This window comes from Limosilactobacillus balticus (genome assembly GCF_014145615.1).
GTDB classification, from domain to species: Bacteria; Bacillota; Bacilli; order Lactobacillales; family Lactobacillaceae; genus Limosilactobacillus; species Limosilactobacillus balticus.
Map to the genome: position 1 here is coordinate 12,829 of NZ_JACIVH010000034.1, position 24,397 is coordinate 37,225.

Genomic DNA, 24,397 nt, shown 5'->3' on the forward strand with positions numbered 1-24,397 from the left:
TTTGAAACGAAGGCCTTAGTTGACTATGGAAGATAATATGGAGTTAAAGAGCATTAAATGTATTTTTAGGCCTTCACTTAAATATATACGTAAAAAGATAACATTTGCACTTTTTATTAAAAAAAATAAAGATCTCTTACCTGGTGGTTCGTAAAAGAGCAGATAAGAGATCTTTACATCAAGATTTGTGGGAGAAGAAGGGAAAGTAATTTACAGATGAAGACAGCAAATAATGGGGAAAGAAGTCTATGAACGAACAAGTCTCCATCTTGTAAATCATTTACCCTATATATTTATATACGAAAAAAACTAACATTTGCACTTTTTATTTTAAAATTTTTTATTTAACCTTATCATTTCAAATTTAAATACTGTTTTGACGCTTATATTTCATGCTGATAGGTCACATAGCTACGGCCATTTCGTGACTGGACAATTAATTGGTCAGGAATCTGTTCTTCAAGTTCAGTGATATGACTGATAATTCCAATCATCCGGTGGCCTTCTAGCTCTTGAAGGGCATGAAGAGCATCTTCAAGAGCTTGCTGATCAAGGGAACCGAATCCTTCATCAATAAAGAGCGCATCAATTTTAATCCCCCCACTTTGCTCTTGGACAATCTGACAAAGAGCTAAAGCAAGAGCAAGTGAGGCCATAAAACTTTCACCACCAGAAAGCGTCCGAGCACTTCTCGTTCTGCCAGCATTATCATCATATACATTAACTTCGAGCCCACTCCACTTGGCACCAGCCCCATGACTTTCCGTTGCTAATTCAAACTGGTAGCGACCATTAGTTAGCCGGTCTAACTGAACATTGGCTGCTACTAAGACATCTTGAAAATATGCCTGTAATACATACCGTTCTAAGCTAACGTGGTTTTCGGTATTTCCAGTCACAACGTCTGTTAATGTTTGTAATTCATTAATTTCTTGATCAAGTTTTCCAGTTTTTTCGACTGCCTTAATAATCTTTTGATCCGTTTCTTCTAATTGCTTATACTGAGCAGTTAACTGACCAATTTCTTGCTGATATTGCCGAAGTTGTTCACGCTCAGTATTAAGTTTTGTCTGCGTTGATGCAATATCTGGCATGGGATGATTATTGATGGCCTTAGTCAACCGCTCTTGTTGGGACTGATTATCCTGGACTTGATTCTCAAAGGTTGTTACCTGTTCCCGTAATGATGACAATGTTGCTACTTGTTCACTAGCTTCTTGCCAGAAATTCCATTTAAGCTGGACATCATATTGCGCTAAAAGGTTCACAAGATATTGGTGTAAGTTATCTTGTTGCGTCGTTTGCGTGGCAAGTTCTTCTTTAGTCTGATCGATCCGACTATTTGTCCCTGCTAATTTTTCGGCATTTTCTTGTCGTTGTTGTTGCAATAATTCAAGCTGGTTATTAAATGCTTCGATCTTTAGTTGAGCATTTTGGATTTGCTTATTAGCAGCTTCTTTAGTAGGTAATTTTGCTGGTAAAGTGGCTGTTTTCTCTTTCAGAATAGTCTGTTTGGCGATTAAGTCCTGTTTGTAGTGGTTCACACTTTCGTCTATTTTAACTAGTTCTTCCTGAGAGGACTTGATTTCCTGTTGCAATTTTTCCTCTTCTTGGCGCCATTCTTTAACCTGTTGTTCTATTCTATCGAGGTCAGTCTTCATTTCTGCTAGTTTTTGAGCGTGATTTTCAATTTGTCCTTCCCAATCACTCGGTAATTCATTATCCCCTAACAGTTCAGCTAAATTTGCCTGCTTGGTTTCTACCTGTGTAGTTAAGTTAGCAATTTGGGCAACGCTTTGGCGAACTTGCTCTTTTAACTGGTCAAGCGTACTACGAGTTTGTTGAACTTTGACCGTTGCCGTTTTAACTTGTGCTTCCGTTACCAACTCACTATCATCTGCTAAATTTGCTGGATGGGGATGGTCAAGCGATCCACAAATTGGACAAGGGGTGGCTGGCTTTAATTTTTGAGCAAGAATGGCAATTTGGTGACGGGCAAAGCGATCATTCAAGTCATCCAATCTACTTTGCGATTTTTGAACGAGTTTTTCAGTATCCCCCTGCTTTTGCTCTAATTTCGCGCAATTTTCCTTTTCAGATGAAAGTTTTGTTTCTAATTGCTTTAAATCTTTTCCAGCAGTCGTTAATTTTTCCTGAAGACCTTCTTTTTTTGCTATTTGAACTTGAACCTCACCCAAGTGTTCATGCTCTTTTAAATTATTAGTAACAACCGTCAATTGCTGTTGAGCGTCTTGCAACTTCTTCTTGGAAGCAGCTTGTTGCTTTTCCTGTTGCTTTAAGTGTGTTTGTAGTTCATCGACAGTTGATCTTAGTTTATCTCGATCATCGAATAATGGTAGTTTATTCGTTAAGTCGGTGACCTCTGTTTGAAGATGATCAATCTCTTCTTGTTGCTGGCTCGTTTGCTGCAGTTCAGTTTCAATTACTTGCTGTTGCTTTTTAAGGTTGTGCAGGTCCTCATGGAGAATTTTATTGTCTACCGTTAATTTTTGGAGACGCTTTTCACCATCTTTCCACCGTTGATATTCTGTCTGGTGTTCTTGATACCAGTCAAGGACCTTTACTTGCTGCTTTGTTTCTTGGATCTCTCCTGCTTCAGCTTGCAGTGTTTTTCCAGCCTTGATAAGTTCAGCCAACTCCTCAATATTCTTCTTCAACTCTTGCTCAGTATGAAGTTTGGTATCAAGCTGATCAACTTTCTTTTGCTGTTGCTGCTCATCATCGCCTAAGTGTTTAAGATTAGCCTTTAGTCGAGATAAGCATTTTTTTGCTTCTGCTAACCACTCTTTAGTTGTTAATTGCGTATCAATCTCGGTTACTGTTTCCTTTAATGATTGAAGCTTTGTCTCTTGGGTCGTCAATGACTTCTTCTGCTCACGCAAATCGTTTTTTAGTTGTGTTGCCCACTGCTCATAACGTGACGTATTAAAAAGGTCACGTAGAAGGGCTTCTTTAGTATTGCTATCTGAATCAAGGAACTGTCGAAACTTTCCTTGGGGGAGAAGCACAATCTGCTTAAATTGATCACGGGTCAGGTTGAGCAGGTCAGTAATAAACGTGTCTGCTTCCTTGATTTTAGTGATTTCCTGAGGATGCTCACTTTCAAGCGGGTAGATGAGGTCAACGGCTTGAGTGTGTTCAACTAAATTGCCACGGCGTCCTTTTAAAACCTGTTTAGGACGGCGCATAATTTGATATTGAAGGTCTTGGTGCTCAAAGGTAAACTTCACCATTGTTTCTTGATCAGCTGGTGCAAAATCAGAACGTAAAGCAGCAGCCGACCGATCACGATCATTGGTTGTTTGACCAAAAAGTGCATAACACATTGCGTCAAAAATTGTGGTTTTTCCTGCACCAGTATTTCCTGCTACCAGAAATAAGGAACGTTCTGTGAACTGTGTAAAGTCAATCACTTGATGCTCATACGGCCCAAAGTAATGTAGTTCAATCGTTAATGGACGCATCCTATTCCTCCCCTTTCATAATTTGAGTCAAGGCCTTTTCTGCCCACTTTTTTTGGCGGTCAGTTAAATCATTTCCCATCGTTTGGGAATAAAAATCCGTAAGCAAATCAAGGGGCGATTCCTGAGCACGCTTTTTACTAAGGTTAAGTTGAACCTGCTTGGCCTGATGTGTCCGGTGAAGGCTGACAATCTTGGGATAGTATTCGCGTAACTTGTTTAGCACATCGGGGATTCGTTCTTGGTCGGTCAATTCAATGTCATAGAAATCTTCCCGTAATGCTTCTTCAGGTTTTGTCGCCAGTTCAGCAAACCTCCCTTTCAAAAGGTGAATATCATGAACTGGTGATAGTGGAACCCACTCGGCCTTAAAAGGTGCTGTATCAACAATCCAAACGCCCTTTTCTTGCTTGGCTTCTGATACGGAAAACTTCATTGGGGACCCACTGTACTTAACTTTTTTGTCATTTAAAGCATTGCGATTATGAAGGTGACCAAGAGCAACGTAATCAAAGGGAGCTAAAACATCTGTCGTGACCGCACTCAATCCGCCAACCTCAATCAAAGTTTCAGAATCAGCCGTGCGCTTACTTCCAGCCGCAAAGAAATGGGCGACGAGGACATGCCTTTTATCAGGATCAAAATGCTTTCCCATCTCAGTTGTAATCCGCGCCATCGCATCATTGACATTTTTAATCTTGTCATCATTAAAGTAATTGCGAACTTCTTGAATACCAAAGAATGGTAACAAGAAAAACTGAGTATCTTTGATTGTGACTGGGGTAAAAGCATCATTAATATTAGTATTTAAGAAAAATGACTGGTAAGCAAACCAATCAGTCCCAGTACTTAAACGAGCTGCTGAATCATGGTTCCCGCTGATTGCTAGTAAAGGAAAATGATCTGCCAAATTTAATTCTTGCAGCAGCTGGTTTAAGAGCTTAACCGCTGCTTCATTGGGGACGGATCGATCATATAAATCTCCGGCAATCACTATCGCATCAACTTGACGGTCTTTGGCAATTGCTTCAATCTGCTTAAAGGTTGCTAGCTGATCATCAAGCAAGCTAAAATCGTTTAAGGTCTTGCCAATATGCCAATCAGCTGTATGTAAAAAACGCATAGGTTCCTCCTGAAAATAGTGTCTCTAATATTATATATACGCAAAAAATTGTTAAATTCACTTAAAATCTTACATTTTACAGAAGTGAGGCTGGGAGAAAAAATTTTTTTCTCTCAGCCTCACCTTTTTTCACGAATAATCCGTGGAACTAGCTTCTTAACTAAGTGGTTCAAACTTGCCAAATGCCTCATTACTATCAGCATTTTGGCATGGAAGATAGCCATATTGACCATCTGCGCGGGGCACCAAAGACGTGATCAGGCATTATAATTACGGATTCACCCACCACCTCTTTACTTTTGATAAAAAAGCCGTAGTGTGAACTACAGCTTTTTAAAATAACCCAAACAATTTCTTACGTTGCTGAACCTTCTTAATCTGATGACGACCAATTTCATCCCCGTTAATGATGGCTCGCGCATTATCTTGGTATTCTTGGGCAAGGCCAGCGCCAAATTCACGCGATAATTTTTCAAAGGCTTGCCGCATTTCGTATTTTCGTCCTGGAAGGTCATGAGCATCAGAAGCAAAAATATATCCTTGACCGGCCGCAATCAGGTTCTTACTGAATTTTTCGACCTTTTTACCAAATGTACCAACATAGGAACTAGCGGTGATTTGTGACAGACACCCTTTTTCCAACATTTGATAAAGCAAGTCTGGTTCAGCCATGATCTTGGTATTCCGTTCAGGGTGAACAACCACTGGCGTAATTCCCCGTTGCTGGAGGTTAAAGATCATCTGGTTAGTGTAATGAGGTACATCATTGTCTGGAAATTCCAGCATCATATACTTCCCACTCTCATCAGCAAATAGAATATCATCATTATCAAGAGCTTCAATTAGCTGACCATTAATTCGCACTTCTTGTCCGGGAAAGACCGTTAGTGGAATATTATTTTTCTCCAGCTCTTCCTGAAATTCTTTTGTTCGCGCCAAAACATCTTGTTTATGGTTTACATAGTGCCCGTTCATATGGTGAGGGGTTAAAAGTGCATGGGTAACCCCGTTTTCTGTTGCTTCTTTTGCAAGTCGCAATGAAATCTCCATACTTTTTGAACCATCATCAATCCCCGGCAAAAGGTGACAATGCAAATCAACCATTACCATTCTTCTCATCCCTTTTTTCACATATTAATATTTTAAGTATAGCAAGTTATAGCGGGATTTTATAGGTACTTAGGGCAAAACTTCACAGATTATATAAGTTAGTGCTATAAAAGACTTATTCGTACCGTTTGAGGGCTGCACCAATTCCTACTAGCCCAATAACAGCGCCAAGGGCAATAATTGGAAGTGAAGATTCATCCCCGGTTCGTGGCAAAGCATTATTTGTTGTCTTGGCCGCAAACGACTTAGCTGATGAAGGTCGAGAAGTGTTATTTAGAGCTGCATGATTTTTGACTATGGACTGGACATCAGTTTGCTTGGTTTGCGGAGTCACCAATATTTCTGGTACTAGATTATCATTATTAACTTCTACTATCTGGGCAGAAAGATCATTCGCATGCTTATTATTTTCTTGGACAGGATCAACCGTTTCTTGGACAGGCAAAGTCTCTTTATTAACGTCTGTCTGTTTTTCTATCGCGGTAACAGTAACTTGCTCGCTAGTTAAAATCACCGATCCATCAGGAAAAACAATTAAGACATCTTCAGTATGCTTTCCGGGATGTTGAAGGTCGGCCGCAACTTTCGTATCATCTTTCCATACTACCTTCGTTCCCTGAGGCAGTTTATTTTCTTGTTCATCGCCGGGCAAAGTAATAACAGCTTTATTCTGATGATCATTCTCAACTGCAATCGCTGTCGTAACTTTAGGAAGAGGAGTTTCTCCTGGCTCAATTGTTAATGGTTCAAGGTTGATTAGCGAACTGTACTTTAAGGCATCAGTTTGTGTAGGAAGTTTCTCTTTTGCTGACGCTAACTTTTCTTGTGAATTTGTCTTATTAAGAAGTGCTTGCAAGAGCTTGGTTTGCGCATTGATTGCTTGAGATTGCATAATATTGCGCTTATCTTTGGCCTGAGTAAGTAGTTCTTCTTGAAGTGCCAGGTTTTGTTGAGCTTGTGACATTGCACTTTCGACATCTTTAATTTGTTGAGTAGCAGTAATAAGTGGTTGGGAAATCTGCTCTAACTTTTGAAGTAATTCTTGGGCAGCAATGGATGTTTTTTCTGCCTTTTCTACAGCCGACTGCGTTTTATTATGTAATTCGGCCAATCTTTGTTGAATTTTATTTAGAGCTTCCTCGTGATTTTCAATTAAATTCTTTGTATGATCAATTTCGTCAACATCATTCCACTCATTATAATTAGGGGAACTATAAGAATACGATAAACCGTATGAATCAGTATTTATCCAGCTGATATTATACTTGGGCTTATAATATTTTCCTTCTCTTTGTGCTGCTTCAACCTTATATAATTCTTCTAGTTCTTCTTTTACTGTTGATCTTGCTTGTTCAAGATTCTTAATATTATCTTCAAATGGTCTACCCATTTTCAGATAATTAATGGTTTTCTCGTTTTCCGCAATAATCTTCTTCAAGAAATCAATATTTCCTTGATAGTTATTCGCAAGAAAATTTTTATACGCTTGATTCTTAGAAATTAGGTTTCCTTGATTATCATAAGCAATGTAATCAAGCATTGATCTTTCATAAACACTCAATTCACTACCAGAAAATGCCGTGTATGAAATATTAACTGGTTGTTTCAATAGTTCGTAATATTCATCATGAGCGTTAGTTAAAACTTGTTGAGCATTTTCTTTCGTTTGCTCAAGGGATGATAATTGCTCTTTCGTCTGTTTAACTTGATTCTTATTTAGATCAACATTTTGATCCGCGTCTGCCAAATTTTGATTAGCAATATTAAGGCCATTATTTGCAGTTGCTACATCAGCATTGGCTTTATTCACTGCGTCTTGGGCTGCACAGACATTTTGCTGCGCTTGTTGGTTCGTATCAGGCAGCGTTTGTTGAATAGTATTTTTATTCTTTTGTACTGTATCAGCTTTGGCGGAATTACTAATAGCCGTCACCCCCGTTGTAACAGCCACCACCGTCGCAGTTGTTGCTAAACTCTTCTTTAATTTTCTTTTCTTCATAAATAAAACCCACTTAATTATATTTAAAATTACAAAAGGCCAGTCAGCGAATATCGTTGATTGGTCTTAATAATCTTTATCATTTTAGCATACTTTATGCTACTTTCGTGAACGTTCTGGTAAAAGCTTTTCTCTTTTTACTATTGAAGTAAGCTTCATGGTGCTTTTTTGATTAAAAAAGCGAGTGCGAATTAACCGCCTTGTCAAGGAAGTTAATTTCCACTCACCTATTTATATTATTCTTCAAATGCCTTTAGCTGTTTCCAAAACATTGGGAGCAAGAATAACTGGAGGAATAATACACAACCAGTAAGGACACTTGTATAACTAAAGAAGATCAATTCTGAAAATAAGTCGGCTAAGATTACGACCGCGATACAAAGCTGGCTAACAGTTAACCATTCTCGCTTAATTCTATTAGCTGAGAAGATCATTACTAATTGAATTGCTACTAAGACTGCCTGAATCAACTGTAGTAAAAATAGTGAATGCATTTGATATCTCCTAACTAAAAATTATCCTCGTACATTTTACTACACGTTATGAATTTTTTAATTACAGCTTTTTTACATCTATTTAACAACTGTTGAAACCTTTTTCTTCGTAGTATACTTGCGCCACAAGGTCTGTAAATAATAAGCAGCATAGCAAACAATTACAAATGGAATCGTACAATACAAGGCAATTCGTTGTTGCGGATCAAACCAAATTAAGATGCAAGAAAGGCTGCTAGCAATAAACGCAAACCATGGAACAATCGGATACCATGGCGTACGATACTTTAACTCACTTAACTGGTGACCAGCCGCTAAAAAGCGCCGACGAAAAATGAGTTCACATAAGGAAATCGCAATCCATACAAAGACAACCGCCAATCCAGAAACAGAAACCAAGACTAAATAGACCGTTCCAGCGGCATAGATGCTGGAAAGCAAAGCTAAAATCCCACCAAGCATACTTAAGAGCAATGCGAAAACAGGAATCCCGCGCTTATTAGTTTTGGCGATGACAGCCGGAATTGTTCCTTCATTAGCTAATGACCATAGCATCCGGGTTGACGCGTATAAACCAGAATTGGCGGCAGAAATAATCGCGGTGAGGACGACAAAATTCATTAAGTCGGCAGCATATGGAATGCCGAGTTGGCTAAAAACATAGACAAATGGACTTTGTGTTACCCCCGCCTTTTGATAAGGAATCAAAGAGGCCATAACGATCATGCTCCCGACAAAAAAGATCACTAACCGCCATAAAGTAGTATGGATCGCCTTAGGGAGGGTCTTTTCAGGATGCTTAGTTTCCCCCGCGGTGATGGCGATTAATTCAGTCCCAGAGAAAGCAAAATTAACCGTTAACATCGTCATAAATAATCCACTAAAACCACCTGGAAATAGGCCGCCCTTAGTAAAATTATTTAGCAAAGGCGCATGATGATAACCTTGAATCGGAATAAGGCCAATTACTGCTAAAGCCCCCAACAAAATAAACGCGCAGATCGCAACCACTTTAATCACCGCAAACCAAAATTCACTTTCCGCAAATGTTTTGACAGTAAAAATGTTAGATAAGAGGATAATGATGATAAATAACAAGCTCCACCACCAAACCGGAATCTGGGGAAACCAGCGCTTCATAATTAGACCAGCCGCGGTAAATTCGGAGCCCATCGCAATCGTCCAAGTCAACCAATAAAGGATCGCAACGGTAAATCCAGTAGCAGGTCCGATCAGATTTTTGGCGTAAACATGAAAAGCCCCCGTATACGGCATCGCAACACTCAACTCACCTAAACATAGCATGACGGCATAAACGATTAACGCACCAATCAAATAAGCAATAACGGTTCCCAACGGCCCAGCCTGATGAATCGTGTAACCAGAACTCAGAAATAGGCCGGTCCCGATCACTCCACCAAGCGCAATCATCTGGATATGACGAGCACTCATTTCACGGGCTAAATGCGTTTTCTTAGTCATGATGGGCGCCTCCTTCCAAGTACTCATGCAAGGCGACAATATCTTGCGGCGTAGTAGTACAGCATCCCCCAACAATTGTCAGTCCAGCCGCGAGCCATTGTGGTAAGTAATCGACTAACCCGCGACGCCCATGAGGATAGCTCCACGTTTTTGTCATCGGATCATAAGTCGCACTCGAATTAGGATAAGCAATAACTGGTTTATCAGTGACTTGATGGACCGTCTTAATGGCTGCCGTTACCTCTTCTAACGGAATACAATTTACGCCCACCGCAAAAACATTTGGATACTTCGCAACGGTTCGAGCCGCCACTGCTAATGGTGTCCCATCTGGTAAATGCGTGGAATCTTTCAAGGAAAAACTGACATAGCATAGGATATCGGGAGCCAGTTCTTTGACAAGGTCCAATTCTGCCAACACTTCATCTAAGCGCGGCTGAGTTTCAATTGCAATCACATCAACACCAACCGTTAAAATATCAGTTAATCGCGGTCGATGAAATTGTTGATATTCAATTGTACTGAGGTGATAATCACCACTATATTCACTCCCGTTAGCAAGATAAGCGCCATAAGGACCAAGCGCTCCCGCCACATAGTTATAAATACCGGTTTCCTGCTGATATTCATCACGCGCTTCTTTAGCCAAGACGACTGCTCGTTGGATCAATGAATGGGCCTCTTGTTTTGAATAACCATTCTTTATGAATGCCGGAACATTTGCCTGGTAGGTATCAGTAATTGCTAACCGGGCTCCCGCCTTAAAATATTCCTGGTGAACTTTTTTAACTAATGCTGGCTGGTTAGCTAAAACACTCGCCGTCCATAATGAGTTATTGGTATCAGCACCTAATTGTTCCAAAGCCGTTGACATTGCGCCGTCAATTAGTAATGGTTTAGTTAATTCTGCAGTAATCTTTGTCATCTTTATCCTTCCTCGTAAATAAAAAAGCCCCTCAAAAAGAAACTAGTCTTTTCAAGGGACGATCAATACGCGGTACCACCCAAATTCAGGAAAGTTAAAATCCTGCACTCAAACAAACTTATTCATAGTAATAAATTTGCAGCTTGGGTAACGGTAGCAACGCCGTGATCTGCTAATTATTCACCGATCAATCGCTCACGAACCATCTTCACTAACTCTAGAAATACTGCATTGCACCAGTCACAGCTCTCTGTTAAATCTATCATTAGTTACTCATTCGATCTCAGCAAATTCTCATATAAATTATGATTAGTATAACGAGTGAGGGCAAATTCGTCAAGGATGTTTTTAATGTGATTTTAATTTATAAATGGATCTGATATTGATGACGACACTTAGTTGAATATTTCCAGCCAGTCGAATGCTTAGCAGTAAAGTATTCGTCATCATCAAAAAGTGGAAATCTAAAATAGTGGCGACGATCTTTACGGTTGTGGTGGGTAAGTGGATATTCTTTTAACTCTCTTGTAGATAAGCGCTTATTGCTTAGCTTTCTTGTACAAGTCCTTTAATTTCTGTTCCTCAATTTTTTTGCAATCATCACAATCAATCTCAAAGGAGAAACCTGCACCTGACACTACACGTTTAATACTGTGAACATTTTGATAAAATGTCACCGTACTAAAGAACGTAAAATCTATTAGCGGCTTAGCGTTATTCAGCGCCTTTACCAATTCAGAATACATATATACTTTGTCATCATGACTGTAAATATAGTCATGAATAACATAACAATTGAACATTTTGCATAATAATCCTTTCAGGGCCCAATTAACTTAGGCCACTTATGCAAAACCGGTTTGATGAATGAATAACATTGTTGTACCTCCACATTTTTGACTAATGGTAATAAAGAATTAAGGTATCTGTTCTAGGTAATGATACTTTTTTATATCATCATCAGATAGTAGCGTATTTCGTCCTTTACTATATGCTCTATCCCATGGCGTACCATTATTATGAGTTGGATTTTGGTCTGAATTCTCAAATCGCTGTCCAGAATCAAAAAAATTAGCATATTTTTTGACTGAATTATCAATAAATTCCTTAATTGAAGGATTTAATGCTGCTTTTTGGATAAAATCATAATTCTTTTCTTGCAATTCCTTTAAATTATCCTGGGCCTTTCGCCATACTTTTCGATCAACAGGGCCATGGTCAAAAGCTTGAAATGATGCTAAGAAAAGGCGATATCCCTTACTCTCTAAGTAGTCAGCATAACTATAATATAGAACTTTTTGAAGCGGAAATGCATGTAAGTTAAAATGAGTCTTTAAATAACCGGCCACTTCCTCATCTGTAAGTTGACTTTTTTCTTTCACTTTTTTTATAAAAAATTTCAAGTCGTGATATGCAATAAACTGCTTAAAATATGGATCTTTTTCACATAAAGAATCAAATGAAGCATCTTCTGTAGCAAGAATATGTGAGCTAAACGATAATGGAATATCTTTAATCAATTCATTAAAGAATCTTTCATGTTCAAACACTTCATCTATGTTATCTGAACCATAGTGGTAGGCCAAAGCTTCATTATCAACTGTAACTAATTCGACTAATTGAATCATGATTTATTGCCTCCTTCTTCTAAAATATTATCTCGTTGCTTTATCTGTTCCTCTTCAATTTTCCTTTTAATCAGTACTACTTATTCCTGTACTCTCTTGATTTTCTGGCAATGGATTACTATCCGCCTTATTCTCCCACGGATCATCGGTTCCATAGCTATATTCTTCTGGTCCATGAATTCCCTTGCTAGAAAAACTTTCCATATCCCGATCAACACTTTCTTTCATAGCTTTATCCCACCAAATAATTTTTAATCCACATTTACAAGTGTATGTTCCTGTATAAACCAATCCTGGATAAAAAGGTTCATTGTCATATGAACAAGTTGCTTCATGCTCTTTTATCGTTGTTTCTGCTGCTTCAACGCTATCAAGTTTGATAATTTTCCCTGCATTTGGCCTATCTTTATGATTCTCAGATAATTGGTTTGATTCACTGTTTTCCTTCTCTGAGTCACTTTCGCTTGATTTTATAGTTTCACTTGAACTTTTCTTTTTGGCATTAGTCTTAGATGTTTCTGCATAGTTATGTTTCGCGTGATGCTGATTTGATCTAATTCCTGCAAATGCTACTAGGCATACTGCTGTAATACCTAATGATATTAATATAAGATTTATGATTTTATCTATTTTCATCGTCATCTCCTATAATTGAGGCTTTAAATATCTACATTACCTATTTTATAATAACTTATCTTTTGGATACTTGCTTGATAAGGTCACTTCTTTTTACTCATCTCCACCTGCTAATTGCAGAATTTCGACTTTTTTGTAATACATACCATAAAAAAAGCGACGACTAAAATTAGTCATCGTCAATCAAACGTTATATATTAGAGTTTTAATTATCTTAAGAGTTATAATCTTTACAAATAAATATGCTTGCCTATTCACATCATTACCAAACAGATATTTTTGTTATCTGTTCAGTACCCTTATACAAGAGAACCAATAATTACTCGTTTTTATTTAGTAAATCATGTTCATTATAAAAAATCAGAAGCAAGATGAAATCTTACTCCTTACAAAAACAAATATTGCTTTTCAATACTATGTTAAGCCTAATACTAAGAGCTTAACTTGTCAATTATTTTATCGCTGTTTGTAAAATTAAGTTAGAGTAGAATGAAACACACGAAGAGAATATCTTTACGTGTTCCTGTCCTGTTTGCTTGCTGAATAAGCTAAAAGGCATCCTCACTAAAGAATACAGGGGATGCCTTTTCTATAACAAGCATTACAACCTCATTTAATCACTAATTGAACCTTTTTCTGGATTTCTTCAAACAAATCAGCTGGCATTATTTCGATAAATTGCCATTTGCATTGATGAAAGTCAAATAATTTTAATTACTCAACATAATCTGTTCCATTTGTCTGTGTAAGATTATCTAATTGGACGTGTAAAGGATAGTCTGTGCCATGCGAAATGGGAACTACCCATGCAAAAGGTAAAGTTTCTGAAAGAATATCATTATTAACTACCGCAGCTGGTCGACATTTTTGAATTTCTGTTTCTGCCGAAGGATCAAAGTTAATATAAATAATACTTCCTCGTTTTAGTTTAGTATCTTCATTCGTCTTTAGCACAACTCTTCACCTTCTGAATCATGGCTATTCCAACCTTGCAAATCAGTTGGTATTTCGTATTTACGATGCCATCCCTTAAAAAGTTCAGCCATGGTTTCAGGTACTTTTCTAGTTGGTGTTAATTTCAATGAACCATCAGATTCTTTACTAAATCGATATTCTGTACCGGGCTCAACTCCTAGCGACTTAGGGATTGTTACTACCACTGCTTTTCCTTGAATTCTAGCTTTTGTAGTATCCATATACTCACATCCTATCATCAACTTTCTTTTATTATGCCATTTGTAATTAAAAAAGTAATTACATTGACATAAATAGCTCATGTCCCAGGCGAGACACAAGCTATTTAGTAAAATTATTCTTTTCTCATCAGTACTTTTTGACGAAGAGCTAAAAGAACTGTCACGAATGGGAACTCTAGCTAGATCAATTTAAAAGGTAAAAATTCATATTTGTGTATTATATACAAAAATTGCAACTATAATAATAAAGTTAATCGTTCTAATCGTTTCAATAGATCATTATAAGTCATAATATCAACAATATTATTATATTGACGTCTAATTAAATCGAAATCCCTTTGTTCTTGTGAGGTAAATTCACAATTGCCAATTAATAAAAGTCCTCTTGGGTTTATAAATTTTAATGAAAAAGGTAATTCTTTACCCGTCTCCTTCTCAATTTTATTTTTATATTCTCTTGAAAACTTTTCCTCATCTTTTTTTCCTAAATGATGGATATAATATATGTATTTTTGAATTTGTAAAATACCTCCACTTAATTCTCTTGCAGGAATATAATTATTACGATATTGCGTCTTCATAATTAATTTTTCTTTTTTAAAGGGGCATTTAACTTCTAATAAGTCTATATTACCTGTAGTACTAATTAAAGCATGATCAAGTTTTCTGTATGTTATTTTAGTATCTTTAGAATATCTCTCTGGAATAACAGCTTCTCGTACTACCCCAATATATTGCGGATAAATTATTGGTAATATTTTTAAAACTTGCTCTTGCCAAAATGATTCATCATGCGCATATTGTTCACTTTTTAAGGCTGATTTAATAATTTCAAAACTTTCTATTAAATTATCTTTTATTCTTGAATTAATACTCTTAGTTCCCGCCAGTACAAATGCTCTATTACTTTCATTAGACTTATTAGGTCTCTTATTAAACATTAATGAAGTTTTATTTTGCAATATCCTATTTTTAGAATTAATAAATATTTGATTATAGTCTTTCCTTATAAAAGCATTCTCTATTTTGTCAGCAATTATTTTGTCACCATAATGTTCTAGCACAGTTGTTGTTGGAAACTTATCCAGGAGGTTATTAAACTCGCTAAACCTAATATAGCCATTATTTTTATCAAATCTACTACCATTAAATATTGACTGATTTCCATCAATTAAATCATCATCTAATAATACGAGTTTTTTTACATCTATAACTTCACAAATCTTCTTAAAAATTGATGTTCTTTTTTCATATCCAGCTCCAAAATAATTTATATTAAAGTTTAGTATTGGTTTATCATTTTTCTGAAAAATAAACACATTATTTTCAATACATAACTTTCGCCCAGGAATATAATATATTCTTATCCCTTTGGTTTCCTTAATTCTAATAAATTTAAATACTATTCTTTCTTCATTAGATTGTGCTTCTAATATATCTTTTTGTTCTAAGCAAAAAATCCTTTTGAAATAGTATTCAAAGTCAGGAGTTATATGAGGAAATAAACCTACAATGTTATCAGGCAATTCTTTTGAACTTATAAACTTTCTTAGAGTACCATCATTATCAAAGTCTATCCCTAAATATGCTTTCATTCGCTCATTTTCAGCAATAGTTGGTGACGAGTAATATAATAATATTTCCTTATTATCCTTGCTTAATTTAAATTCTACTGTTTTCATAGTTTATCTCTCATATTCGGTATCGCATCATTATTACTCTAATTAATTTTTAAGTAAAATTCATTTTTTATTTGCATTTCTATTTAATCAAAAAATTTTATGAGGTTTACTAAAATAAAAATTATTTTTACGCGGATTTTCATAAACATATAGGTGTTTTAATGGATTCCGCCCAGCATCTTCAAATGATTCTCTCATTATTTCTGTAATATGTTTTGGATTTGTATTAGCTAAAATATTTATTGTTGTAACACCATTATTCATTCCCTCCTTTATTAAAGATATACACTCTTGAACTAACTTAGTATTATATCCTCTTTGACCCTTATTCTTTTCTCCATTAACCATAGTTTGTATCAAAGCATAATTATGGTTCTTTATAAAGGACGGTAGTTTTTCTATAATTATAGGATATGTATCAGATATAATAATAGATAGTATTTTCCCATGTTTACTAGACTTCTCTACAATTACCGATGTATTTTCATCTACGTTACATACTTCTGGGATACTCAATTTCACTCTATTCCAATTATTATAAAGATAGTCCATATATTGCCAAGTGGGAATACTTTTTGCACTTCCATTGACATTCTTGTCTGACCATCTGACAACAACTGCAAATTTAATCATCCATGTAGGAACTAAAAAATACTTATTTGAAGGCAATAATTCAGGACAAAACCTCGAAAATATACTTTTAACATAAAATAAAAATAAGAAAGAAAAGATAATCACTGCCTCTAACACTTTTAACACCCATGGAATTACTTTAATTGCACTTACTAATCCTTCAACACCTATCCAGCTATCTACTATCTTTATTATTAAATTCTGAGGCAAAAATTTAACAATAATCATTGTTAATATAAATGGAATAAGGATAGGTATGATTATGTTAACACTCAAGAATCGAACTGCATTAACCTCACCTTTAATCTTTTTATTTTGGATGTTCACCATTACCGTACCACTTCCCTGTAATTAAAAATAATTCATAAAAATGCAACCATTCTTTTGTCCAAGCTATTATTGTATCTTCCAATTCATCTCCAAAATTAAATTGTCGCCACGTCAATGTATTTCTAAAAAGGCATAATGTAATATAGTGTTTTTTCTCACTTGATTCACTTATAAATATGTGAGGTATATCTCTTAAACTCACTTTGTCGAAAGATAAATCGTGTACCCTAACCGAGATTGACTGATCATTCGCAATGAATTCAACTTTATATAATGAACTATTACTATCCGCTTTTATACGTCCATATATGTGAAAAGTACCGTTTGCCTTTATGCAATTCTTTGGGTTTGGAAATTGCTTATTTAATTGATAATAGTATTTCCACATTATGGGATTATTGGCTCTTTTATTCACCCCAAAACGTATGTGGTTTAGCCTTCTTGCCATTATCATCCTCCTCAAATACTCCATTTTTACTTAAATATACATTCCCTGATTTTTGTAATTTTTGAGATCGATTTCCTAAAGAGTTATATACTTCTGCAACACTATCACCAAAAGTTAAAGTTAAGCTTTTGGCTAATTCTAGACGTGGTGCATCATTAACTGCACTAAATTCTTTCTCTACTGCATCTAACCATTCAAAAAATGCTGTTTCTCTCTCGGGATGTTCTTCCCACTTATCAGTAAAGTCTTCATCCTTATTAATAGGATTGAAGATATGGGGAATGCCTAATTCATCATAGTCTATTTGATTTCTTAACTCTTTAACAACTTCCGCTAAAGCAGTAGATAAATCATTCTGTCCTGCATACGCTTTCCCAGCAAGAATAGTGATAATCATAGAAATTGGCTTCACTTCATTATCCCTATTCTCAAACATTTTATTTCGATGATATTTTAATAATTGGACTACTTGTTGCAGTATTGTATATTCTTGATAATCTTCTGGTTCCTCAACATCTCCAAAGATAGATCTTTTTTCTATAACGGTTTGATAGATATTCTTTCCTCTTTCTATGAACCAATCCTTAAACTTAAAAGGACTACTATTACGGAATTCATATTGATTATTTGAAACCTTATTGGTGATCATGACATCAGTATCTTCATCAGAAAAAATACCATCTAAAACAGGAACCACGTCTACATGAGACCCTTCGTAATCAATGGTCCAAGCTCTTTTCTTTTCCGGTAACAATTTTTCCGAATAGCGTTTACTTTGTTTAAGAACTTCACCAATTGTTTCTTTTATGTACTGTGGATCATTCTTATTTTCAAAAATAGCAACTAAGTCAATATCATAATCATCTTCTGATCCATTAAGGGGACGAATCGCTGTTCCCAAATTATAAGATCCTTGTGGTTTTACGTTTACATCTCCTTCTATTAGGTCACTCTCAGTTACTAGACTACCGATTGCTTTATAATGTTGCTTTACTGCTTTTTTTGCTGTATCAGATAAACTAATTTTTTTACATAGTTCTCGCAACACATATGATTGTTCCTTTAACATTATTATCTCCTTTTTAAATTTCACTAATTATACAATTAATCTCTTATTCCCACTCAATATCCTGCTCAGCCTGATTGTATACATTAATACGTTCTTGAACATCAATCTTAGATACAATCCAGCCACGGAGGTTAAGACGTTGAATAAAGTCATCAATTCTATTTTCACCATTCATTTCCTTCAACGTTACAACAATACCGAATGGAATATTTTTCCTATTATTATGGCCTAGCCTATCTTTAGACTTTACATTGATCCCCCACATTGGGTTTTTATAGACTTTTTTAGGACGTGCTGAAGCTTTTACGGTTTGGTTAATATGCTTAACCGTGTCCCATTTTCTAAAGTTATTACGCGCATCTTCTTCACTTATGTGAGTATCTGTTAAATCAGATTGATGATTTTCATTGATAGAGTCAACATTTCCATTATCTTTGATTCGACCTAGATATAAGTCTAGCTCCGTATTAGTGTAATCAACCCCTTGAGCTCGAGTACATTTAGAAAAATAACACATGGTTGCTCTTGCAAAGAAAGGGTATTTATTATCTTTATCAGTTGGAATCGGCAAATTATAGTTATATGTATTCCATTTATCGGAAATACCCTGGATAACAAAACGTATTTCATCATTTTGAGTTTCAAGAATATCTTTTATGTTTCTCGGAACAATACCATTACCAATATAATTATGGTTTTTTGGTAAAACTCCCCAACCATAAGCGGAGTCAATTATCAATGCTTTGGCTACTTCCCTACTCAATCCTATTACCTCAATAAGATAAGCTAACTTTCGTGTAATCCAAGCAGCAGAAAATGATGTCCCTCTATCATCAATTTGGCCATAACTATCTACTACTTTCATATAGCCATTTGTATCACCGCCAAAGCAACTAATATCCGGCTTAATAAAGAATGATAAAACTCCACCTTTCCTTGAATAAGAGGGTACGTTATTATCTTTATCTACAGCTCCTACTACAATTGAGTTAATTGAATCTGCTGGTGCACCGATCCGTTTATTCTCGCTTTCATCGGCTCTTTTGTTTGTTGCACTCACAACAAAAATAACATTATATTCAACTTGGAGTTTATCTAAGGCAGCTCCTTCTGCCGAAATAAAATTCTTGTTAACCTCTGTCTCTGATCCTAATGATATATTCCAGACTTTAATATCCTGATTTTCTCGTATAATACTTTCAATCTTCTTTATTAAAGTGAACGAACTTGTTCGACTACTTGATAAAGCAACACCAAAATGTTTAATCCTAAAACGACCGCACCCATCATCTAATTCAGGATTCAGACTGGGGCCATCAACAATAATAGAATCAACACAAGTACCATGATTCCCATCAGAAGTTTCTCGGGGAATATTCGGATCAATGCGATCTTCATAGTCAACCCAATCAGAAAAATAAACATTTGTATCAAAAGGTGTATCGATTACTCCAACAACTGGTTCAGTTGTTGGAGCCGGGACTGTCTTATTTTGGAATGAATCCTTTATTCCAAAATCTGCTGAGGTGTACTTCGATAAATCATCAGCTGACATAGCTGTTAAGTAAGGTGCCCGTTCGTCTAAAAGCTTTAAATCATTTTCTGAAAGCCTAACTGTCTGTTCATCAAGCATTTGGTCATTGTTAATATTAATGCCGATATTTTTTAATACATGTTTAATTTCTCTACCAGTATTGTAGAAAGTGACTATCCTATAGTCACTGCCACTAACGGTGCTCTCATCTATATCAAATTTCTCAACAAACCATGCATCCACAATAATCTTTTTGAACATCGTTCTGGAAATATCAAAACTGTTAAAATCTAACTTATTAATAGTTTTATCATCGTTAAAAGTTTTATAATCAATTTCGTTGCCAAATTGATTTTCAAGTATATTTATAGCATTAGAAGCATGTTTAATAGAATCCTGCACATCCTCCGCATTTACATTGTATGTAATTATATGGCGATCTTTTCCTTTATTATCTGGTCCAAATTTTGCCCCCACTATCTTTTCATTTGAAGCCTTTGATTTACTGAAAAAGCCGGATATCCTATTCGACTTAGCAGCAATCTTTATGTAGAATACGCTAATTAGCATACCCGGAATTTCCTTATGTTTTTTCCAGTATTGCTCCATCCGTTGCAAATCATAGATTAATTTCTGGAGTTTTTTAGATGAAACTTTTGCCCCATTTGGAAGTTTGGGAGACCCCGGACGACTCCTATTAGAAATATGATCGAATTTTCCTTTTATACTTAATATTTCATTCATTCTTTATTTCTCCTTTAATTCCCGTGAAACTGTGCTTTTTGGAATATTAGTTAAAATGCTAATCTCACGGATGGTAAATCCCCTCTCACGTAACGCACTTAGTTCCAGATTTTGAGTATTATTCAAATCTTTATAAAAGCGTGCTAAATAATCATATGGATTTTGCGGATCACTAAATGCTAGTGAAACCTTAATAATATTCTTTAACTCTCCTGGATTAGGAATTTCTTTTGAAGTCTTCAAAATCTTTCGAAAGAGCTTAATATCTCGCCCTGCTCCAGGAAATTTTGATAGATCTTCATTTAGGATTGCCTCAGCTACGTCAATCAAATCTTCATTAGAGTAACGATCAAAATTTATCACTGCATCAAATCTTCTTCTAAAGGCCCGATCCAACTTACCATAAAGGTTAGTGGTAGCGATAATAATGGCTTCAGGATTTACATTATCTAATTCCTTTAATACGCTTGACGTTGCGCGTCCCATTTCTCGAACATCTCTATCATCTAATCTATCCAAGGCAAGAGAATCAATTTCATCAAAAAGGATAACTACTCGAGATAAATTAGGCATATGATTAATTTCATCAAAAACTAAAGCAATATTCTTAGCAGTTTGCCCTAACTTACTGTCAATTACTTTATTAAAATCAACAGTTAATAGTACTCGATTTAAGAGACGAGCGACTTGCTTTGCAGACTCTGTTTTACCTGTTCCTGGCGCACCTTCAAACAAAAATCTTCCAATGCCCATTTTATGATTAATCGCATTAATAATCCCCTTTAAATCATCAGCAATTACTGAGGGCAGAGGTAAAGATGTGTTATCAAGTTTCACCTCTGTTAAATATTTCGTATCATACTTAATTGATTGCGGGACTACCGTGTCAACATTAGTTATTTGCGCTGTAATATATGCAGCTAATTCTGAATCTCCCATTTCATTAAATTCAGAGGCTATTCGATTTGAAATAGCTCTAAACTCATTATCATTGTTGTTGTAATGGGCTTTAATTAAATTTACTACATCTTTCTTTTTCATGTAAAATACCTCCACTTAAATATTAATACCCATTGGGATATTTTTCAATCATTTGGGTGCTTTTTATAAATTAATCAATGACTATTAAACTCTTCTGTTAAAGAGCAAATAGTCATTAGTATACATCTTCAAAGGATCAAATGGATTTTTATGCTGATTCTGTGACAATCCTAATAGACTATGGGCATCATTTCATTGAACAACTTACTACTTAATACACACATGAGTACCCAAAAATATCACCTAAACTATTTACGTATTTCATTAAATTGTTAAGCTTAATCTCACTTCACAGATAGACGTAATTAAATACGACATGTTGCACTTCTTAAACGTAAACTGTCAATAACAGTACGTATTGAAAAAATTGGGTCATGAGCTCCCGAAAATGGTAATTCATGACCCTATTATTTATAGCGTTCTGATTGTACTTTTTTGACCATGGCAAATAAGTCTCAAGTTCTTCGTCCTTGCGATTTGGTAAGCGTTCAAAAAGATACTTAAAGTAATTGTAGATATTTAAATGGTTCTGGTTTGCAGTTGCCACTAAAGTAAAAAATGGTATTTACCTGAGCACCAATACTACCTTTTGCAAATAAGCTATTCTTTCAAATAATATTTGATGGTCGAATCGTAAGCAGTCCGTATTGACAGATGAAAAATTTTTGAATTGATCAAAAATCATAGTCCGGATTTTACTGTTAGAGAACCAAAAATTAATAGTTAATTCCCAGCCTCACCATGAATATCCCTATCGCCACCAGCATTTTCGTTATTTTATATTAGATAGTGAATTTTCACCTGATTCTAGTATTAATTATTTCCAAATTACAAATAGTAATGATACTCTATATTTTTGTACTTATATAATCCTTCTTTTAATTTTTCTGGTATAACAACATTCTTAATAGAATTCCTGCTATAAAACATTTTTTTAACAGGCTGGCTTAATGATATTGCTTTTATGTTATTTTGCGTCAGATTTATATCATTGTCTATTAACAGTTTATTTAACATAATCTTATTTAAATCTGGTGCAGTAAATGCTTTATTTTCATATAAACTTCTATGATCAACTAACTTTTTAAAGTCAAATTCAAAAATAACACTAATATTATACTTTTCTTGTAAATCTTTAATTATTTCTGTAGGAAAAATCAAATTTGAAACTAATAAGCAATATGCTCCTGACCAGTTAAACTTTTGCTTCATTAAGTGGTTAAAGGATCGATTAGATTTCAAATTTTTATCACAAAAAGTCAAAATTTTACTATTATATTTTTGAACTGCATCAAAATGCTCCTTAAATTTCAATGCATATTTTTTAGAATAAATTTTATCTAGCTCAATTCTCAACTCACGTATTGAATATGCATTGGAAAAAGTCTTACACTCTAAAACCATTGGGATATTATCATCATCGATAACAATCGCATCAATTTCGTGTTCCTTTCCATCTCGCCGGAACTTTAATTTATTTCTTTTTTTTCCAACTCCTTCACTTTTTGCAAAAGTATAATTGTTCATTGAATTATAGATTTCATCTTCAAAGCTTTCTCCTCTTTGATCCTGCCATTTTTTATCATTCTTCAGTAAGCAATATAGAACATGGACAGGATCAATAGTTTTTATTGCTGGTATATAAACATAATAACTACCCTTTATCATAATAAAGGGACTATCAAATAAATCGTATCTAAAAGAAAGTCTATTTAATAAGTTCATTAAGTCGTTATATGGCAATTTGAAACTAGATATCCCATCAAATTTTACAAACGGTGCATTACCAAAAGAATATTTTTTCTTTAATTGTACAAAAAAATCCGCAAGATCAATAAGACGTATATTATATATTTTCTGATTTTTTAGTTTACTTAGTCTACTTCTAAAAGTCTCTTCATTTCTAATTGAAGAAAGGTCACTAAATATTTCCTCCCCAAGGCCCGCTACTATTGCCTCAGATTTTGATAACTTTAATCTCTGATGTATTTTTGAAGGAAGTTGTCTATTTTCCAAATTTATAGTTCTATTAGCAATAAAAGTCCTAAAAAAGTCATTAATACCATTTACGACTATTTTTCTGGACAGCCGATTTCTAGTTATAGATGCATTCGCATATTTCCAACAGTTTACAATTTCCTGATATGATTGAAAAGATAAGCTATTTTTGTTCAATCCTTTTATTGATTTATTAAGATCAGTTAAATTGACCTCATTTAAATTTAAATGCGCTAAGCATTTTGAAACTGTTTCAACTAAATTTTCAATTGAGTGTTGTAGTTCAATAATATTGTTTAAATTTGTTTGAATGCTTGTTCTTTCGAATTCATCTATTTGTTCTAGTTGATCGTAAATATAATAATTCATCTTGTTTATGATATGTATATAGTTAAGAGTTTGTGGCTTTAACCTTTTTGAAATTTTGTTGATCAATTTAATATCAGCTAAAAAAGTGTTAATTGAATTAATTACTTCTATATCTTTAGCTTTTCTTCTCATCAATCGTAATGTATTAAGAAGTTCTATATTATGAAAATCACCATTACAATCGATTAAAACATCACTAGCCTTTATAAGAAAGATTATTCTCAAAAGCTCTTCCTTATAATTATTCAAATCATTTTCTTCAATAAACTTATTTAATTCAAAAATAAAATTTTTATGATTTTCACTCCTATTTAAATCTTCAATTTTACCAATAAAATAATGCTCTGTTTCTTTATCTTTAACAAAAAATTTTCTTTTACGCATAAAAGATTTTACTCCCTAAATACTACTTAAAAATGTTTCAAAAATAAAATTTTTTTAGCTCCAAAACATATCTAAGTTTCAAACAATTCA

At 34.8% G+C, this 24,397-nt stretch carries 19 protein-coding genes and 1 other annotated feature; all 19 genes read right to left on the reverse strand.

Going from position 1 to position 24,397, the window contains the following annotated elements; genetic code table 11:
• Positions 1-383: 383 nt before the first annotated feature.
• Positions 384-3,485: an AAA family ATPase gene (locus H5S10_RS00230; RefSeq protein WP_182588328.1), complete on the reverse strand. Its 3,102-nt coding sequence runs from the start codon at positions 3,483-3,485 to the stop codon at positions 384-386.
• A gap of 1 nt (position 3,486) precedes the next feature.
• Entirely contained in the window at positions 3,487-4,605 is a 1,119-nt protein-coding gene (locus H5S10_RS00235) for an exonuclease SbcCD subunit D (RefSeq protein WP_182588329.1), read from the reverse strand.
• 333 nt (positions 4,606-4,938) lie between these two features.
• A complete protein-coding gene (locus H5S10_RS00240) occupies positions 4,939-5,715 on the reverse strand; it encodes a tyrosine-protein phosphatase (protein ID WP_182588330.1) in 777 nt (258 codons plus the stop codon).
• A gap of 115 nt (positions 5,716-5,830) precedes the next feature.
• The gene (locus H5S10_RS00245; RefSeq protein WP_182588331.1) at positions 5,831-7,714 is read right to left on the reverse strand and encodes a hypothetical protein; all 1,884 of its coding nucleotides are present in this window, start codon (positions 7,712-7,714) and stop codon (positions 5,831-5,833) included.
• A 236-nt stretch (positions 7,715-7,950) separates the two neighbouring features.
• Positions 7,951-8,208 carry a hypothetical protein gene (locus tag H5S10_RS00250; RefSeq protein ID WP_109913531.1) on the reverse strand — a complete coding sequence of 86 codons (258 nt, stop codon included), beginning with the start codon at positions 8,206-8,208 and terminating at the stop codon, positions 7,951-7,953.
• A 78-nt stretch (positions 8,209-8,286) separates the two neighbouring features.
• Positions 8,287-9,690 carry an amino acid permease gene (locus H5S10_RS00255; protein WP_182588332.1) on the reverse strand — a complete coding sequence of 468 codons (1,404 nt, stop codon included), beginning with the start codon at positions 9,688-9,690 and terminating at the stop codon, positions 8,287-8,289.
• The gene (gene mmuM / locus H5S10_RS00260; RefSeq protein ID WP_182588333.1) at positions 9,683-10,615 is read right to left on the reverse strand and encodes a homocysteine S-methyltransferase; all 933 of its coding nucleotides are present in this window, start codon (positions 10,613-10,615) and stop codon (positions 9,683-9,685) included. Before mmuM ends, H5S10_RS00255 begins: the two co-directional genes overlap by 8 nt.
• A 51-nt stretch (positions 10,616-10,666) precedes the next feature.
• Positions 10,667-10,909, reverse strand: a binding site (T-box leader).
• A gap of 623 nt (positions 10,910-11,532) precedes the next feature.
• Complete coding sequence (locus H5S10_RS00265; RefSeq protein WP_182588334.1) at positions 11,533-12,243, reverse strand: Panacea domain-containing protein; 711 nt, start codon at positions 12,241-12,243, stop codon at positions 11,533-11,535.
• A gap of 66 nt (positions 12,244-12,309) precedes the next feature.
• On the reverse strand, positions 12,310-12,879 hold the full coding sequence (locus H5S10_RS00270; RefSeq protein ID WP_182588335.1) for a hypothetical protein: 570 nt from the start codon (positions 12,877-12,879) through the stop codon (positions 12,310-12,312).
• A 714-nt stretch (positions 12,880-13,593) separates the two neighbouring features.
• Positions 13,594-13,833 carry a type II toxin-antitoxin system PemK/MazF family toxin gene (locus H5S10_RS00275; protein ID WP_325064746.1) on the reverse strand — a complete coding sequence of 80 codons (240 nt, stop codon included), beginning with the start codon at positions 13,831-13,833 and terminating at the stop codon, positions 13,594-13,596.
• Entirely contained in the window at positions 13,827-14,075 is a 249-nt protein-coding gene (gene mazE, locus H5S10_RS00280) for a type II toxin-antitoxin system PemI/MazE family antitoxin (protein ID WP_182588336.1), read from the reverse strand. The genes H5S10_RS00275 and mazE overlap by 7 nt, the downstream gene beginning before the upstream one ends.
• 236 nt (positions 14,076-14,311) lie before the next feature.
• Entirely contained in the window at positions 14,312-15,757 is a 1,446-nt protein-coding gene (locus tag H5S10_RS00285; protein WP_182588337.1) for a Shedu immune nuclease family protein, read from the reverse strand.
• Between the two features lie 87 nt (positions 15,758-15,844).
• The gene (locus tag H5S10_RS00290) at positions 15,845-16,720 is read right to left on the reverse strand and encodes a hypothetical protein (protein ID WP_182588338.1); all 876 of its coding nucleotides are present in this window, start codon (positions 16,718-16,720) and stop codon (positions 15,845-15,847) included.
• A complete protein-coding gene (locus H5S10_RS00295; protein WP_086131986.1) occupies positions 16,701-17,168 on the reverse strand; it encodes a hypothetical protein in 468 nt (155 codons plus the stop codon). The genes H5S10_RS00290 and H5S10_RS00295 overlap by 20 nt, the downstream gene beginning before the upstream one ends.
• Positions 17,128-18,237, reverse strand: a complete 1,110-nt coding sequence (locus H5S10_RS00300) for a nucleotidyltransferase domain-containing protein (RefSeq protein ID WP_182588339.1) — start codon at positions 18,235-18,237, stop codon at positions 17,128-17,130. The genes H5S10_RS00295 and H5S10_RS00300 overlap by 41 nt, the downstream gene beginning before the upstream one ends.
• 43 nt (positions 18,238-18,280) lie before the next feature.
• Positions 18,281-20,515 (reverse strand): S8 family peptidase, encoded by a 2,235-nt coding sequence (locus H5S10_RS00305; protein ID WP_182588340.1) that lies wholly within the window; start codon positions 20,513-20,515, stop codon positions 18,281-18,283.
• Between the two features lie 3 nt (positions 20,516-20,518).
• On the reverse strand, positions 20,519-21,556 hold the full coding sequence (locus H5S10_RS00310) for an ATP-binding protein (protein ID WP_086131983.1): 1,038 nt from the start codon (positions 21,554-21,556) through the stop codon (positions 20,519-20,521).
• Between the two features lie 328 nt (positions 21,557-21,884).
• The gene (locus tag H5S10_RS10250) at positions 21,885-22,103 is read right to left on the reverse strand and encodes a transposase domain-containing protein (protein ID WP_231795422.1); all 219 of its coding nucleotides are present in this window, start codon (positions 22,101-22,103) and stop codon (positions 21,885-21,887) included.
• Positions 22,104-22,384: 281 nt separating this feature from the next.
• A complete protein-coding gene (locus H5S10_RS00320; protein WP_182588341.1) occupies positions 22,385-24,307 on the reverse strand; it encodes a hypothetical protein in 1,923 nt (640 codons plus the stop codon).
• Positions 24,308-24,397 lie beyond the last annotated feature (90 nt).

What these genes read in the sequence shown, in the direction of transcription:
- H5S10_RS00230 (WP_182588328.1), bottom strand. Translation starts at nt 3,485, where the DNA reads ATGCGTCCATTAACGATTGAACTACATTACTTTGGGCCGTATGAGCAT.
- H5S10_RS00235 (WP_182588329.1), bottom strand. Translation starts at nt 4,605, where the DNA reads ATGCGTTTTTTACATACAGCTGATTGGCATATTGGCAAGACCTTAAAC.
- H5S10_RS00240 (WP_182588330.1), bottom strand. Translation starts at nt 5,715, where the DNA reads ATGGTAATGGTTGATTTGCATTGTCACCTTTTGCCGGGGATTGATGAT.
- H5S10_RS00245 (WP_182588331.1), bottom strand. Translation starts at nt 7,714, where the DNA reads ATGAAGAAAAGAAAATTAAAGAAGAGTTTAGCAACAACTGCGACGGTG.
- H5S10_RS00250 (WP_109913531.1), bottom strand. Translation starts at nt 8,208, where the DNA reads ATGCATTCACTATTTTTACTACAGTTGATTCAGGCAGTCTTAGTAGCA.
- H5S10_RS00255 (WP_182588332.1), bottom strand. Translation starts at nt 9,690, where the DNA reads ATGACTAAGAAAACGCATTTAGCCCGTGAAATGAGTGCTCGTCATATC.
- mmuM (WP_182588333.1), bottom strand. Translation starts at nt 10,615, where the DNA reads ATGACAAAGATTACTGCAGAATTAACTAAACCATTACTAATTGACGGC.
- H5S10_RS00265 (WP_182588334.1), bottom strand. Translation starts at nt 12,243, where the DNA reads ATGATTCAATTAGTCGAATTAGTTACAGTTGATAATGAAGCTTTGGCC.
- H5S10_RS00270 (WP_182588335.1), bottom strand. Translation starts at nt 12,879, where the DNA reads ATGAAAATAGATAAAATCATAAATCTTATATTAATATCATTAGGTATT.
- mazE (WP_182588336.1), bottom strand. Translation starts at nt 14,075, where the DNA reads ATGGATACTACAAAAGCTAGAATTCAAGGAAAAGCAGTGGTAGTAACA.
- H5S10_RS00285 (WP_182588337.1), bottom strand. Translation starts at nt 15,757, where the DNA reads ATGAAAACAGTAGAATTTAAATTAAGCAAGGATAATAAGGAAATATTA.
- H5S10_RS00290 (WP_182588338.1), bottom strand. Translation starts at nt 16,720, where the DNA reads ATGGTGAACATCCAAAATAAAAAGATTAAAGGTGAGGTTAATGCAGTT.
- H5S10_RS00295 (WP_086131986.1), bottom strand. Translation starts at nt 17,168, where the DNA reads ATGGCAAGAAGGCTAAACCACATACGTTTTGGGGTGAATAAAAGAGCC.
- H5S10_RS00300 (WP_182588339.1), bottom strand. Translation starts at nt 18,237, where the DNA reads ATGTTAAAGGAACAATCATATGTGTTGCGAGAACTATGTAAAAAAATT.
- H5S10_RS00305 (WP_182588340.1), bottom strand. Translation starts at nt 20,515, where the DNA reads ATGAATGAAATATTAAGTATAAAAGGAAAATTCGATCATATTTCTAAT.
- H5S10_RS00310 (WP_086131983.1), bottom strand. Translation starts at nt 21,556, where the DNA reads ATGAAAAAGAAAGATGTAGTAAATTTAATTAAAGCCCATTACAACAAC.
- H5S10_RS00320 (WP_182588341.1), bottom strand. Translation starts at nt 24,307, where the DNA reads ATGCGTAAAAGAAAATTTTTTGTTAAAGATAAAGAAACAGAGCATTAT.